The organism is Enterobacter sp. SES19, from assembly GCF_011765665.1.
GTDB classification, from domain to species: domain Bacteria; phylum Pseudomonadota; class Gammaproteobacteria; order Enterobacterales; family Enterobacteriaceae; genus Enterobacter; species Enterobacter pseudoroggenkampii.
In genome coordinates this window covers 2,213,254-2,226,442 of sequence record NZ_CP050320.1, presented here as the reverse complement: position 1 = coordinate 2,226,442, position 13,189 = coordinate 2,213,254, and the positions used below count along the sequence as shown (strand labels likewise).

11 protein-coding genes are annotated in these 13,189 nt (G+C 58.3%); 6 read left to right on the top strand and 5 right to left on the bottom strand.

Features of this window, described 5'->3' with window-relative positions; genetic code table 11:
* Nucleotide 1 precedes the first annotated feature (1 nt).
* Both paaB and paaA read right to left on the bottom strand, forming a co-directional pair.
* The gene (gene paaB, locus GXP72_RS10590) at nt 2-289 is read right to left on the bottom strand and encodes a 1,2-phenylacetyl-CoA epoxidase subunit PaaB (protein ID WP_208763840.1); all 288 of its coding nucleotides are present in this window, start codon (nt 287-289) and stop codon (nt 2-4) included.
* 11 nt (nt 290-300) lie between these two features.
* Complete coding sequence (gene paaA / locus GXP72_RS10585) at nt 301-1,230, bottom strand: 1,2-phenylacetyl-CoA epoxidase subunit PaaA (RefSeq protein ID WP_024908043.1); 930 nt, start codon at nt 1,228-1,230, stop codon at nt 301-303.
* Between the two features lie 284 nt (nt 1,231-1,514).
* Here paaA and paaZ point away from each other — a divergent pair, with 284 nt between their 5' ends.
* From paaZ to GXP72_RS10570, 3 genes are all read left to right on the top strand, one after another.
* Entirely contained in the window at nt 1,515-3,557 is a 2,043-nt protein-coding gene (gene paaZ / locus GXP72_RS10580; RefSeq protein ID WP_208763839.1) for a phenylacetic acid degradation bifunctional protein PaaZ, read from the top strand.
* Between the two features lie 621 nt (nt 3,558-4,178).
* Nucleotides 4,179-6,452, top strand: coding sequence for a primary-amine oxidase (tynA, locus tag GXP72_RS10575; protein ID WP_208763838.1), 2,274 nt, complete (start codon nt 4,179-4,181; stop codon nt 6,450-6,452).
* Between the two features lie 118 nt (nt 6,453-6,570).
* Nucleotides 6,571-7,677, top strand: a complete 1,107-nt coding sequence (locus tag GXP72_RS10570; protein WP_208763837.1) for a GGDEF domain-containing protein — start codon at nt 6,571-6,573, stop codon at nt 7,675-7,677.
* A 9-nt stretch (nt 7,678-7,686) separates the two neighbouring features.
* Here the strand turns inward: GXP72_RS10570 and GXP72_RS10565 are convergent, their stop codons facing one another.
* Entirely contained in the window at nt 7,687-8,673 is a 987-nt protein-coding gene (locus tag GXP72_RS10565; protein WP_208763836.1) for a helix-turn-helix domain-containing protein, read from the bottom strand.
* A gap of 163 nt (nt 8,674-8,836) precedes the next feature.
* Between GXP72_RS10565 and GXP72_RS10560 the strand changes: the two genes are divergently transcribed.
* On the top strand, nt 8,837-9,559 hold the full coding sequence (locus GXP72_RS10560; protein WP_244319949.1) for an alpha/beta hydrolase: 723 nt from the start codon (nt 8,837-8,839) through the stop codon (nt 9,557-9,559).
* The gene (locus GXP72_RS10555) at nt 9,556-10,170 is read left to right on the top strand and encodes an NAD(P)H-dependent oxidoreductase (RefSeq protein ID WP_090417119.1); all 615 of its coding nucleotides are present in this window, start codon (nt 9,556-9,558) and stop codon (nt 10,168-10,170) included. Before GXP72_RS10560 ends, GXP72_RS10555 begins: the two co-directional genes overlap by 4 nt.
* A gap of 50 nt (nt 10,171-10,220) precedes the next feature.
* Here the strand turns inward: GXP72_RS10555 and GXP72_RS10550 are convergent, their stop codons facing one another.
* Nucleotides 10,221-11,720: an aldehyde dehydrogenase family protein gene (locus GXP72_RS10550; protein ID WP_208763834.1), complete on the bottom strand. Its 1,500-nt coding sequence runs from the start codon at nt 11,718-11,720 to the stop codon at nt 10,221-10,223.
* Nucleotides 11,721-11,961: 241 nt separating this feature from the next.
* Here GXP72_RS10550 and feaR point away from each other — a divergent pair, with 241 nt between their 5' ends.
* The gene (gene feaR / locus GXP72_RS10545) at nt 11,962-12,870 is read left to right on the top strand and encodes a transcriptional regulator FeaR (protein ID WP_208763833.1); all 909 of its coding nucleotides are present in this window, start codon (nt 11,962-11,964) and stop codon (nt 12,868-12,870) included.
* Here the strand turns inward: feaR and GXP72_RS10540 are convergent, their stop codons facing one another.
* Nucleotides 12,871-13,188 carry a YdbL family protein gene (locus tag GXP72_RS10540; protein ID WP_024909488.1) on the bottom strand — a complete coding sequence of 106 codons (318 nt, stop codon included), beginning with the start codon at nt 13,186-13,188 and terminating at the stop codon, nt 12,871-12,873. It lies immediately after the preceding gene.
* Nucleotide 13,189 lies beyond the last annotated feature (1 nt).

Sequence of the window (13,189 nt, the reverse complement as noted above, 5' to 3'; positions counted from 1 at the left end):
CTCACATATGCTCGATGCCGTCAGGGATGGTGTAGAACGTCGGATGGCGGTAAACCTTGCTTTCCGCCGGGTCGAAGAACTCGCCGCGCTCTTCCGGCTGGGAGGCGACAATCTCGCTCGCCTTAACCACCCAGATAGAACAGCCTTCGCTGCGGCGGGTGTAGGCATCACGCGCATTTTCCAGCGCCATGCGATCGTCGGCGGCATGCAGACTGCCCACGTGACGGTGGGATAACCCTTGTTTGCTGCGTACGAACACTTCGTACAGCGGCCAGTAGACATTGTTCATCGTGATTCCTCTTAAGCCACTTTGCGGGCGTGTTGTTTTTCCGCGTGCGCCAGTGCGGCTTCCCGCACCCACGCCCCCTCTTCCCAGGCTTTGCGTTTGGCGGCCAGGCGTTCGTGGTTGCAGATGCCGCGCCCGTTAATGACCTCGTCAAACTCCTGCCAGTCGATCTCGCCGAAGCGATAATGACCGCTCTCTTCATCCAAACGCAGGTCGGGATCGGGCACCGTCATGCCCAGCATCTCCACCTGCGGCACCGTGTTGTCGACAAAGCGCTGGCGCAGCTCGTCGTTGCCGAAGCGTTTGATTTTCCACGCCAGGCTGCGGGCGCTGTTCGGCGAATTGTCGTCGTTCGGCCCGAACATCATCAGCGCCGGCCACCAGAAGCGGTTGATGGCGTCCTGCAGCATCTGGCGCTGGGCCTCGCTCCCCTGCGCCAGCGCCATGCAGGCTTCAAAGCCCTGACGCTGGTGGAAGCTCTCTTCTTTACAAATTTTCACCATCGCCCGGGCATAGGGACCGTAGGAGGTTCGGCACAGCGCCACCTGGTTGACGATGGCCGCGCCGTCCACCAGCCAGCCGATCACGCCGATATCGGCCCAGCTCAGGGTCGGATAGTTAAAGATGGAGGAGTACTTCATTTTGCCGTCGAGCATCTTCTGGTAGATGTCTTCCCGCGCGCAGCCCAGCGTTTCCGCCGCGCTGTAGAGGTAGAGCCCGTGTCCGGCTTCGTCCTGCACCTTCGCCAGCAGGATCGCTTTTCGACGCAGCGTCGGGGCGCGGGTGATCCAGTTTCCTTCCGGGAGCATGCCGACAATTTCGGAGTGCGCATGCTGACCAATCTGGCGGATCAACGTCTTACGGTAGGCGTCAGGCATCCAGTCCTGAGGCTCAATCGCCGTCTCCTGCGCTATGCGCTGCTCAAACCGTTGTTCTTGCGTCACGTCATCACCTTTATGATTCGTTAGTTTGCAAATTAAAGCGTAATGTTGAATCACTTTGTTTTTTAAAAGTTACACAAAGGTTAAATATAACCCCAAGAATTGTTTCCTTGTTTTGTGATATCGCTCGCAAGGCTTTTACTGCAGGCGTACTGAAAAGCGTCCTCGCACGCCGTGTTTCATCAGAGCGGATCACAATGTTAACAATTCATTAAAACTCAGCTTGATTTTTATGATTCATGATCAAACTATTAATGGGTAAATTACGTAACATTTGGAGATAAGCGATGCAGCAGTTAGCCAGCTTCTTATCCGGTACCTGGCAGTCTGGCCGGGGCCGCGAACGCACTATTCATCACGCCATCAGTGGCGAAGCGCTGTGGAGCGTGACCAGCGAAGGGCTGGACATGACGGCCGCCCGTCGCTATGCGATTGAGCGCGGCGGCGAAGCGCTTCACGCGATGACCTTTATCGAACGCGCGGCCATGCTGAAGGCGGTGGCAAAGCACCTGCTTAGCGAGAAAGAGACGTTTTATGCCCTGTCCGCCCAGACCGGAGCGACGAAGGCGGACAGCTGGGTCGATATCGAAGGCGGGATCGGCACCCTCTTCACTTACGCAAGCCTGGGCAGCCGCGAGCTGCCGGATGACACCGTGTGGCCGGAAGACGAGCTGATCCCGCTATCAAAAGAAGGCGGCTTTGCGGCGCGCCACGTCCTGACCTCCAAATCCGGCGTGGCGGTGCACATCAATGCCTTTAACTTCCCCTGCTGGGGGATGCTGGAAAAGCTGGCTCCAACCTGGCTTGCCGGCATGCCCGCCATCATCAAACCCGCTACCGCTACCGCGCAGGTGACGCAGGCGATGGTGAAATCCATCGTCGACAGCGGGCTGGTGCCGGACGGCGCCATCAGCCTGATCTGCGGCGGCGCCGGGGATCTGCTCGACCAGCTCGACAGCCAGGACGTGGTGACCTTTACCGGCTCCGCCAGCACCGGGCAAAGTCTGCGCGTGCACCCGAATATTGTGGCGAATTCCATTCCGTTCACCATGGAAGCCGACTCCCTGAACTGCTGCGTGCTGGGGGAAGACGTCACGCCGGAGCAGCCGGAATTTGCCCTGTTCATTCGGGAAGTGGTGCGCGAGATGACCGCCAAAGCCGGGCAGAAATGTACGGCCATTCGCCGCATTATCGTCCCGCAAAACCAGATTGACGCCGTGAGCCAGGCGCTGGTTGCCCGGCTGGAAAAGGTGGTTGTAGGTGACCCGGCGCAGGAAGGGGTAAAAATGGGCGCACTGGTCAACGCCGAACAGCGTGCGGACGTGCAGGAGAAAGTGGAGCAACTGATCGCCGCAGGCTGCCAGATCCGTCTGGGTGGCAAAGCGGATTTGCAGGCCGCGGGCGCGTTCTACCCGCCGACCCTGCTGTTCTGCCCGCAACCGGATGAAACTCCGGCAGTGCACTCCACCGAAGCTTTTGGCCCGGTTGCGACGCTGATGCCGTATCGCAACGCCCGCCACGCGATGCAGCTTGCCCGCGCGGGCGGCGGCAGCCTGGCGGGCACGCTGGTCACCGCTGACCAGGACACTGCCCGCCAGTTTATTCTCGGCGCGGCGCGCGCCCACGGGCGTATTCAGATCCTCAACGAGGAAGCCTCGAAAGAGTCCACCGGCCACGGCTCCCCGCTGCCTCAGCTGGTGCACGGCGGCCCGGGCCGCGCGGGCGGTGGCGAAGAGCTGGGCGGCCTGCGTGCGGTGAAGCACTACCTGCAGCGCACCGCGATTCAGGGCAGTCCGACCATGCTGGCCGCCATCGGCAAACAGTGGGTGCGTGGCGCAACGGTGCAGGAAGATCGCGTGCATCCGTTCCGCAAATACTTTGAGGAGCTACAGCCGGGCGACAGCCTGCTGACGCCGCGTCGCACCCTGACGGAAGCGGACATCGTGAACTTTGCCTGCCTGAGCGGCGACCACTTCTACGCCCATATGGACAAGATCGGCGCGGCAGAGTCGATCTTTGGCGAGCGCGTGGTGCACGGCTACTTCCTGATTTCCGCCGCGGCGGGACTGTTCGTTGATGCGGGCGTCGGGCCGGTGATTGCCAACTACGGCATGGAAAACCTGCGCTTTATCGAGCCGGTTAAACCGGGCGATACCATTCAGGTGCGTCTGACCTGCAAACGTAAAACGCTGAAGAAACAGCGTACCGCGGAGGAAAAACCGACGGGCGTGGTGGAGTGGGCGGTTGAGATCTTCAACCAGCACCAGCAGGCCGTGGCGCTCTACTCCATTCTGACGCTGGTGGCGCGCCAGCAGGGTGATTTCAGCTAAGTTCCCTGCTCCTCATCCTCTCCACAATGGCTGAGCGCTCTCAAGTAATGTGCAAGCAGAAGCAATAACGCTGCTTTTAGAATGGCTGAGGGCCTTCAGCGATGCCCTGGTCCGGCTGTAAATCGCTGAGGCGTTTGCCTTCCGGCCGGGGCGAGGCGCAGGGATGCGCCGAGAGGGCGGGCTTTACAGGGATGTTACCTCCGCCCGTACCCGATAAGCCGGAAGGAATAAGCCGAAGGTACCGCGCAGCGGCGATTTACCGCCGGGAGCCCGGGTCGCCAGGGTGGTGGCGACTGAGCCACCCTGGCACGTTCACAGGCCATGTCGTTACAGAGTAGCAAGGAACATAAAGTGAACGGAATGACCACCAGTGCCGTATGTTCCCCCTCACCCCAGCCCTCTCCCTCAAGGGAGAGGGGGCCGTCTGTGCTGACATCATTTGTGGGGTTCCCTCAGCCTCAATGGGGAGGGGAAATGGCCCGGCATGTGATTTACCCCCGCTCTTTTTTTAACCTGGCAAGGCTGACAAATAATCTGGCAGATGCAGGCAAACGCTTTTCTCAGGCGCCTGTCAGGATAAGGCTGTCACAACACAATAAACACAACAAGATGAGGTCTACGATGGGAAGCAATTCTTCTTTTTCTGCCCGTAGAACGGCGCTGGCTATGGCCGTTGCGCTGTGTTGCGCCTGGCAATCCCCTGCTTTCGCCCACGGCAGTGAGGCGCATATGGTCCCGATGGACAAAACGCTGCAGGACTTTGGCGCCGACGTTCAGTGGGATGATTACGCACAGATGTTCACCATTGCGAAAGACGGTGCCTTTGTGAAGGTCAAACCGGGCGCTAAAACCGCCATCGTCAACGGGAAAACCCTCAAGCTCGAGGTGCCGGTGGTGATGAAAGGCAAAAAAGCCTTTATCTCTGACAGCTTCATCAACGATGTTTTCCAGTCCGGTCTTGACCAGACTTTCCAGGTTGAAAAACGCCCTCACCCGTTAAACGCGCTGACGGCGGACGAAATTAAGCAAGCCGTTGAGATTGTGAAAGCCTCGGCGGATTTTAAACCGAATACCCGCTTTACCCAGATTGCCCTTGCTGAGCCAGAGAAAGCCAAAGTGTGGGACTTTGTGCTTAACGGTACGGCGGTGGATGCCCCGCGTCAGGCGAACATCGTGATGCTCGACGGAAAGCACGTTATCGAAAGCCTGGTGGATCTGAAGGATAAAAAAATCCTGCGCTGGGAGCCTGTGAAAGACGCGCACGGCATGGTGCTGCTGGATGATTTCACCGCGGTTCAGCAAATCATCAACGACAGCACGGAGTTTGCCGAGGTGCTTAAAAAACACGGCATCACCGACCCGAAAAAAGTGATTACCACGCCGCTGACCGTCGGCTATTTCGACGGTAAAGATGGCCTGAAGCAGGAAGATCGCCTGCTGAAGGTAGTGAGCTATCTGGACGTTGGCGACGGCAACTACTGGGCGCACCCGATTGAAAACCTGGTGGCCGTGGTCGATCTTGAGCAGAAGAAAATCCAGAAGATTGAGGAAGGCGCCGTTGTTCCGGTTCCGATGACACCGCGCCCCTACGATGGCCGCGACCGTATAGAGATGCCGAAAAAACCGCTCGACATCATTGAGCCGGAAGGCAAGAACTACACCATCACCGGCGATATGGTGCACTGGCAGAACTGGGATTTCCACCTGAGCCTGGACTCCCGCGTCGGCCCGATGATCTCAACCGTCACCTATAACGACAACGGCAAAAAACGCCAGATTATGTATCAGGGGTCGCTCGGCGGCATGATCGTTCCTTACGGCGATCCGGACGTGGGCTGGTACTTTAAAGCCTATCTCGACTCCGGCGACTATGGTATGGGCACCCTGACCTCGCCGCTGGTGCGCGGCAAAGACGTGCCGTCCAACGCGGTGATGCTCAATGAAACCATCCCGGATTACACCGGCGCGCCGATGGAGATCCCGCGCGCGATCGCCATTTTCGAACGCTACGCGGGGCCGGAATACAAGCATCAGGAGATGGGCCAGCCTAACGTCAGCACCGAGCGCCGCGAGCTGGTGGTGCGCTGGGTGAGTACCGTGGGCAATTACGATTACATCTTCGACTGGGTGTTCCATGAAAATGGCACCATCGGCATTGACGCCGGCGCGACGGGTATCGAAGCGGTGAAAGGCGTACAGGCGAAAACCATGCACGACGCCACCGCCAAAGACGATACAAAATACGGCACGCTGATCGACCATAACATCGTGGGCACCACGCACCAGCACATCTACAACTTCCGTCTTGATATGGACGTGGACGGCATCAACAACAAGCTGGTGGCCATGGATCCGGAAGTGAAGCCGAATACCGCCGGTGGCCCGCGCACCAGCACCATGCAGATCAATCAGTACGATATTGATACCGAGCAGCAGGCGGCGCAGAAGTTCGACCCGGGAACCATTCGCCTGCTGAGCAACACCCGTAAAGAGAACCGCATGGGCAACCCGGTCTCGTACCAGATTATCCCTTACGCGGGCGGTACGCACCCGGTGGCGACCGGCGCGAAATTTGCCCCGGACGAGTGGATCTACCATCGCCTGAGCTTTATGGACAAACAGCTGTGGGTGACCCGTTACCACCCGGATGAACTTTACCCGGAAGGAAAATTCCCGAACCGCTCCGTGCACGACACCGGCCTGGGTCAGTACAGCAAAGATAACGAGTCGCTCAACGATCAGGACGATGTTGTCTGGATGACCACCGGCACCACCCACGTGGCACGCGCGGAGGAGTGGCCGATCATGCCGACGGAATGGGTGCATACCCTGCTTAAACCGTGGAACTTCTTCGACGAGACGCCAACGCTCGGGAAGAAAAAAGACGAAAAATAACCATCCGCCGGGCAAATGCCCGGTTTTTTTTGCCCTGGCGTTTGAGGATCGCCCTGGCTTGCTTATAGTTACTGATATCTCACCTGCATGATTTATCCCCCGGACGGGAAAGGGCTTTATGGAAAAAAGAAAAAAACCGACACTTGAACGGGCAACCTGGCCGACGCGCCATGCCATGGTCATGCACGGGCTGGCGATGAACCTGCCGTGGCTGGCCTTCGTCAATATCAGCTTCGCGGTGATGATCCTGCTGCGACACGTTCTGCTTAACGCCAGCGATCCCCTTTATCCCCACTCGCCGCAGCTGACGAGAATGGTCGATGCCTCCATGCTCGGCATCATTATTCTCTCAGCCGCGCTGATCCTGATGGCCTGGCGGCGAATCGCCGGAATCAGCGTGGTGTTGTTTATCTGTAGCGCCATCTGGTCGGTCTCCTGCTTCTGGTTTATTACCCAGCTGCTGCTGCCTCACGTCTGGCCGCTGTGCGTCATTTTATTACTCGCCGGCTTAACGGCGCTCTATTTTTATCCTGAAGGGCTGCTCGCCTTTGTGCTCCCGCTCTGGATCACCCTGCCGATAGCAAGCTGGATACGGAACGATGGCCTCAACCTTCACTTCGTCGTCATCTGGAGCGTCTTTACGCTGATCCTGATCTGCGGGCGTTTCATTCTGTTGAGCTGGTTTGACGAGGCCTGGCGCCGTAATCAGCAAAATCAGCTGCTGATCTCCAGACTGGATGCGCTGGCGCATCAGGATCCGTTAACCAAAACCGCCAATCGCCGGAAAATGGAGGTGGTGCTGGAAAACGCGGTTGAGCAGAAGAAAACCTTCTCGGTGATTATGCTGGATATCGACTATTTCAAGCTCTACAACGACACGTACGGGCACCAGGCAGGCGACGACTGTCTGACCCGCGTGGCGCGGGTGCTGAAGCAGTCGGTGCGCACACCTGACGATGTGGTGTCGCGCTACGGCGGCGAGGAGTTCGTGGTCATCCTCTTCAATTGCCCGGAAAACATCGCGGAAAAGGTTGCCTTACGCATTCAGGACGGCCTGCGCGCGGAAGCCATACCACACAGCGCGTCAACCGTTAGCGACCATGTCACCGTGAGCATGGGGATTGCGAGCATGGCGGAAGGGTTAGCGGGCACCGAGATCATCGCCCGCGCCGATGCGGCGCTGTATCGGGCGAAGGAGGCCGGGCGGGATAGAGTATGCCGGTGAGAACGGCGGCTATTCCGCATGACGCTCGGCGATCCATTTGCGGTATTGACCGGGCAACATTCCCGTCACCCCCGTGAATGCGCGCCTGAATGCCGTGTCGTCAGCGTAACCGCAAGCGCTGGCAATCTCCGCTATTACGTACCCCGGTTGCTCCAGGAGACGCATTGCCTTTTCAATGCGCATGCGCGTCAAAAAGTTTTTAGGGCTTTCATTCATCTCCTCCGCCATTTTTCGGTGAAGGGTACGAGTGGTCATATTCAGCGCCCGGGCAAGCTGTTCTACGGTGATCTCCGGATTTTCATACCGGACGATATGTTCCGCTTTCATTATCATCGGATGGACTGAATTTAAAAAACCTGCTGGCGCGTAAACCTGCTGAGACAACGGCTGGCTGTCAGCCACGGCCATATCGGCCGTCAGACGCGCCAGCTTCTGCCCCGCGTGCAGACGGATGATATGCAGCGCCAGGTCAACCCAAGAGAGCGGGCCACCGGATGTGATAACCCGTGCATCCTGCACCAGCGCTTTACCCCAGACAGGTTTGCTCAGCGGATATCGCTGGCGGAAAGTATGGTAAAGCCACCAGGTCGTCGTGCATGCCCGGCCATTGAGGATCCCCGCCTCGGCGAGAACCAACCCACCGGCACAGGCTCCCGCAAGCATCGCGCCTTTATCATACTGGCCGCGCAGCCATGCGCCAGCCTCAAGGACGGCCGCTGGCGAGACCGGGCATTTCTGCTCGTCAAGCTTCATCCCGCAGGCAATCACGAGATCGAAGGTTCCTCCGGTAACAAAGCTCGCTTCGGCCTCGATCGGCCGCCCCTGCGCGTCCGGGACCGGCTTTCCTTCCGCCGTGATGATGACCGCCTCAAAAGGCGAAATGCCCTCGCCGTCCGGCTGCTGGGCAATCACCTCGTTAGCCAGCCAGAACATGTCGCAGAGCCCAGCCACGGCGGATTTCATGCTTCCGGGTAACGCTAAAATGGCAATTCTCATGATTCAGGCCTGAGTAAAATGTCTGATTTCGTATGTTAACAGTCATTTCAGACACTACAAGCCTCTTTGCGTCTCTCGTTACACTGTGATTCAACGTCTCTCAGGAAATTACGTCACGCTTATGAAACCGACACGCTTGCCCGTTCTTCTTTCTTTGCTTTGCATGGCTGCATCGCAGTCTGTGCAGGCGCGGATTAATAACATCATCCTCGTGCATGGTGCCTTTACCGATGGTTCCGTCTGGCAGGAAGTGATAGGCCGTTTGCAGACCCGGGGCTACCACGTCACGGCAGTGCAAAATCCTCTGACCTCGCTGGAAGAGGACGTCGCCGCCACAGAGCGTGTCATCGACCGTCAGCAAGGGGACGTAGTGCTTGTTGGCCACTCCTGGGCCGGCGCGGTCATCGCTCAGGCAGGCAATAACCCGAAGGTGAAAAAACTGGTTTTTCTCTCCGCCCTTGCCCCCGACAGCGGTGAATCGGTTACCTCTCTTCTTACCCGCCTCAACGCCCCTATGGCCGACATGCGCCCGGATAAAAAAGGGTTAATCTGGCTGGACGATCCCGATGCCTATAAGCGCACGATGGCCAACGATCTGCCCCTCAAACGCGTAAAACTGCTGACGGCAACGCAGCAGCCTATCGCGGCAAGCGCCTTCAGCGAGAAGGTAGAACATGCAGCATGGCGTGAAAAACCCTCATGGTATCTGATAACCGAAGAGGATCGCGCCCTTTCTCCCGGTATCCAGCAGCAGCTCGCCGGCACCATGAACGCCACCGTCCTGCGTATTAAGAGCAGCCATATGTCGATGATTTCCCACCCGCACGCCGTGAGTCAATTTATCGAACAAGCAACCCAAACCGACGCAAAGGAAACAGAGAAATGAATATCCTGCATATAGATTCAAGCATTAACGGCGAGTTCTCACTTTCACGTCAGCTGACGGCAGAGGTGGTTCGCCAGATCGCGTCAGAGAAGGTGGTCTATCGCGACGTCGTTAAAACCCCCATCGCCCATCTCACCGGCACCGTTGCCGCTGGGTTCCGGCCGCTGCGGATAGCCACCGATGCGACGGCTGAAGATGTCCGCGAACACGCGCTGTCCGGGGAACTTGTGAACGAATTTCTCAATAGCGACCTCATCGTGATAGGTGCGCCTATGTATAACTTCTCCGTCTCAACTCAGCTTAAAGCCTGGTTAGATCGACTCGCCCAGCCGGGAAAAACCTTTAGCTATACCCCGACGGGCCCGGTGGGGCATGCGACCGGCAAGAGGGTTATTGTCGTTTCAACCCGCGGCGGGATATATCACGGTACGCCAATCGAAGACATGGATTTTCAGGAGAGGTACCTGCAGCGATTCTTTGGTTTTCTGGGTATCGACAGAGTGGAATTTGTCCGTGCTGAAGGGGCTACGCGCAGTGAAGAAGTCAGGACTAAAGGCGTTGCGCAGGCGTTTGACGCTATTCCATCGGTCATTGCCGCAGCATTGAAATAGCCACCGGGTTAAAGCCTGCCGGGTAACCGCAGCGTTACCCGGCAATGTTTTTAATACCGCACGCACACCGACTTAGTTTCACACCAGCCGTCCAGCCAGTCCGGACCAAAGTCACGCCCGGTACCGGACTGTTTCATGCCGCCGAACGGCAGGTTGGCGTCGATCAGCGTATGGCTGTTTACCCAGACGGTGCCCGCCTGCAGCCGGTCGGTATACTCCAGCGCCTTGCTGATATTTTGCGTCCAGACGCTGGCCGTCAGGCCATAGTCGCTGTCGTTTGCCAGCTGAAGCGCCTCTTCACCGTCGGCGACGCGCACCACGTTGACCACCGGGCCAAACACCTCTTCGCGGGTCAGGCGCAGCGAGGCATCCGGGTTCACCACCAGCGTAGGCGCAACGTAATAGCCTTTGCCTTCCGGCCCCCGGTTACCGACGATTAGCTCCGCGTTGCGCGACTTCGCCTCATCAAGGAAGGTCTGCACCTTGTCACAGTGGGCGCGCGACACCAGCGGGTTGATAAACGCCTCCGGCGACATGCCCGGCCCGACGCTCAGGGATTTCACCGCCTGCTCAAACCCGCTGACCAGCGTGTCAAACAGCGGCGCTTCAATATAGATGCGCGAGCTCGCCGCGCACACCTGCCCCTGGTTCAGGAAGCTGCCGGTCATCAGGCCTTCGATCACCCACGCCGGGTCGGCGTCTTTCAGTACAATAGCCGGGTTTTTCCCGCCCAGCTCCAGGGTCACGCCGGTTAGCGTGTCCGCCGCCGCACGGGCAATTTGCTTACCCGTCGCCGTTGAGCCGGTGAAGCTCACCTTTGCAATATGCGGATGCGAGGTCAGCGCTGCGCCACACACCGCGCCGCTCCCGGTCACCACGTTGAACACCCCGTCCGGGATGCCCGCTTCGCTGGCCAGTTCCGCTACGCGCAGCATGGTCAGCGGCGTGGTTTCTGACGGCTTGATGACGATAGAGCAGCCCGCGGCCAGCGCAGGCATCACTTTCCACATCCCGATCATCAGCGGGAAGTTCCAGGGCACAATCCCGGCCACCACGCCAACCGGCTCTTTACGCGTCCACGCCTGATAGCGGGCGCCCTGCGGCAGCGGGATGGAAAGGTCGAGGGTCTTACCCGTAATTTTGGTGGTCAGCCCGGCGGTATAGCGCATCCAGTTCAGGGTGCAGCTGACTTCAAACATGCGGGAAATGTTAATGGATTTCCCCTGCTCCAGCGTTTCAAGCTGGGCCAGCTCTTCGCTGTGCTGTTCCACCAGATCGGCGAAATGTAGCAGGATCCGCTCGCGCTCCGCCGGGAGTTTTCCGGCCCAGCTGCGGGCGACAAACGCGCGCCAGCCGGACATGACGGCACGGTCAACGTCGTCGACGCTGGCATCGGCAGTCGAGGCAATGACTTCGCCCGTGGCCGGGTTGTAGACGTTCAGCCGCTTTTCACTGTCCGACGCGGCCTGACGCCCTTCAATCCACAGGCCATGCTGTCGGTCTACAAATTGTTGTACGGCAGGCTGAATGGCCACCTGTGATTCAGACATAGGATACTCCTTCGTTATTCTTCGCAGGGTGTCCATCCAGTCTAAGTGGGGTTTTGCATTCTCGCTTTTGTCTCTGTGACATTCGCTTTGCCACCTGTGACAGGCTCCGCAAATCGCGATAATTGCCGCTTATATCGCTGTTACCGGTGAGTGTTCTTTCCTATAGTCAGCCTCATAGCTCTGACAAAATGCAACACAAATGTAACAATGCGAAAACGTTGACGGTGCAGTGAGAGAAACGATGGCGTGTGCAAGCGAGCAGGAACAGTATCAGCAGTGGCTGGCGCAAATTAACCAGGTTTGCGGGCGTTTTAACGCGCAGCCCACCGAGGGAAAATTCTACGGCGAGCTGGAGACCAGCTATGCGCGCAGCCTGAAGCTCAGTACCGTGACCGCAGGCGGCGTTAATCTGTTCCGCTCCCGTCAGGAAATTACACAGAGTAACGATGCCTGGTTCTATACCGTGTTCCAGCTAGAAGGCAGCGCGGAAATTGAACAGGATGACCGTCGCGCGCTACTCAGGACCGGTGATATCACGCTGATTGACGCGTCGCGTCCCTGCTCGATCAACTGGCGGGAAAAATCCCGCCAGATTTCGCTGCTGGTTCCCCGTCAGATTATTGAGCAGCAGTGTCGTTTCCAGGAGATAAGCTGCGCGACCGCCCTTTCCCGCACCTTGCCCACGGTACAGCTGAGCCATCGACTGCTGATGGAGAGCATGAGCAATGCCGACCTGAGTGACCGCGAAAGTGAAGCGGCGCTTGAGGCGATGATCTGTCTGCTTCGTCCCGCTTTCCAGCAGCGTGAAATCATTCAGCCGCGCAAGGAGCGCCAGTTCCAGCATGTGGTGGCGCTGATTGACGACCATATTCAGTCTGAATCGCTGCGCCCGGAATGGATTGCCGCCGAGAGCGGTATGTCCGTGCGCAGCCTCTACCGCATGTTTGCCGAGAAAGGGCTGGTGGTGGCGCAGTACATCAAAAACCGTCGTCTGGATCTCTGTGCGCAGGTCCTGCGCGCTGCCGGTGATGATGAAAAGCTGGCGGGCATTGGCTACAGCTGGGGGTTCACCGACCATAGCCATTTTTCAACGGCGTTTAAGCAGCGTTTTGGCGTCTCGCCGGGGGAATACCGCAGGCGCTACCGCTAGCTACTTTTTGAGCCATTTTCCGTTAATGCCCTTCACGTATTCGCCCGGCTGCGCGCGGGCAACCAGTTTTTGCCCTGCCATTTTGGCCACTTCATCGACCGGCAAATTATTGCTGTCAGCCAGCTTCTGGTAGTTTTCCGTGCGCGCCGCGTTGATGCGATTAACCAGCGCCAGCGTTTCCGCGTCCTGTTGAACCGGGGCAAGATAACCGCTGAGTGTTTCCCCCACGCGCCCCTGGGCCCGGGCATCGTTTAAGGTCAGCGCAGCCGCCTGCACGTTCATCCCCAGCGCCAGTAAAATCAGAGCTACTCGTTTCATG

What these genes read in the sequence shown, in the direction of transcription:
- paaB (WP_208763840.1), bottom strand. Translation starts at nt 289, where the DNA reads ATGAACAATGTCTACTGGCCGCTGTACGAAGTGTTCGTACGCAGCAAA.
- paaZ (WP_208763839.1), top strand. Translation starts at nt 1,515, where the DNA reads ATGCAGCAGTTAGCCAGCTTCTTATCCGGTACCTGGCAGTCTGGCCGG.
- tynA (WP_208763838.1), top strand. Translation starts at nt 4,179, where the DNA reads ATGGGAAGCAATTCTTCTTTTTCTGCCCGTAGAACGGCGCTGGCTATG.
- GXP72_RS10570 (WP_208763837.1), top strand. Translation starts at nt 6,571, where the DNA reads ATGGAAAAAAGAAAAAAACCGACACTTGAACGGGCAACCTGGCCGACG.
- GXP72_RS10565 (WP_208763836.1), bottom strand. Translation starts at nt 8,673, where the DNA reads ATGAGAATTGCCATTTTAGCGTTACCCGGAAGCATGAAATCCGCCGTG.
- GXP72_RS10560 (WP_244319949.1), top strand. Translation starts at nt 8,837, where the DNA reads ATGGCTGCATCGCAGTCTGTGCAGGCGCGGATTAATAACATCATCCTC.
- GXP72_RS10555 (WP_090417119.1), top strand. Translation starts at nt 9,556, where the DNA reads ATGAATATCCTGCATATAGATTCAAGCATTAACGGCGAGTTCTCACTT.
- GXP72_RS10550 (WP_208763834.1), bottom strand. Translation starts at nt 11,720, where the DNA reads ATGTCTGAATCACAGGTGGCCATTCAGCCTGCCGTACAACAATTTGTA.
- feaR (WP_208763833.1), top strand. Translation starts at nt 11,962, where the DNA reads ATGGCGTGTGCAAGCGAGCAGGAACAGTATCAGCAGTGGCTGGCGCAA.
- GXP72_RS10540 (WP_024909488.1), bottom strand. Translation starts at nt 13,188, where the DNA reads ATGAAACGAGTAGCTCTGATTTTACTGGCGCTGGGGATGAACGTGCAG.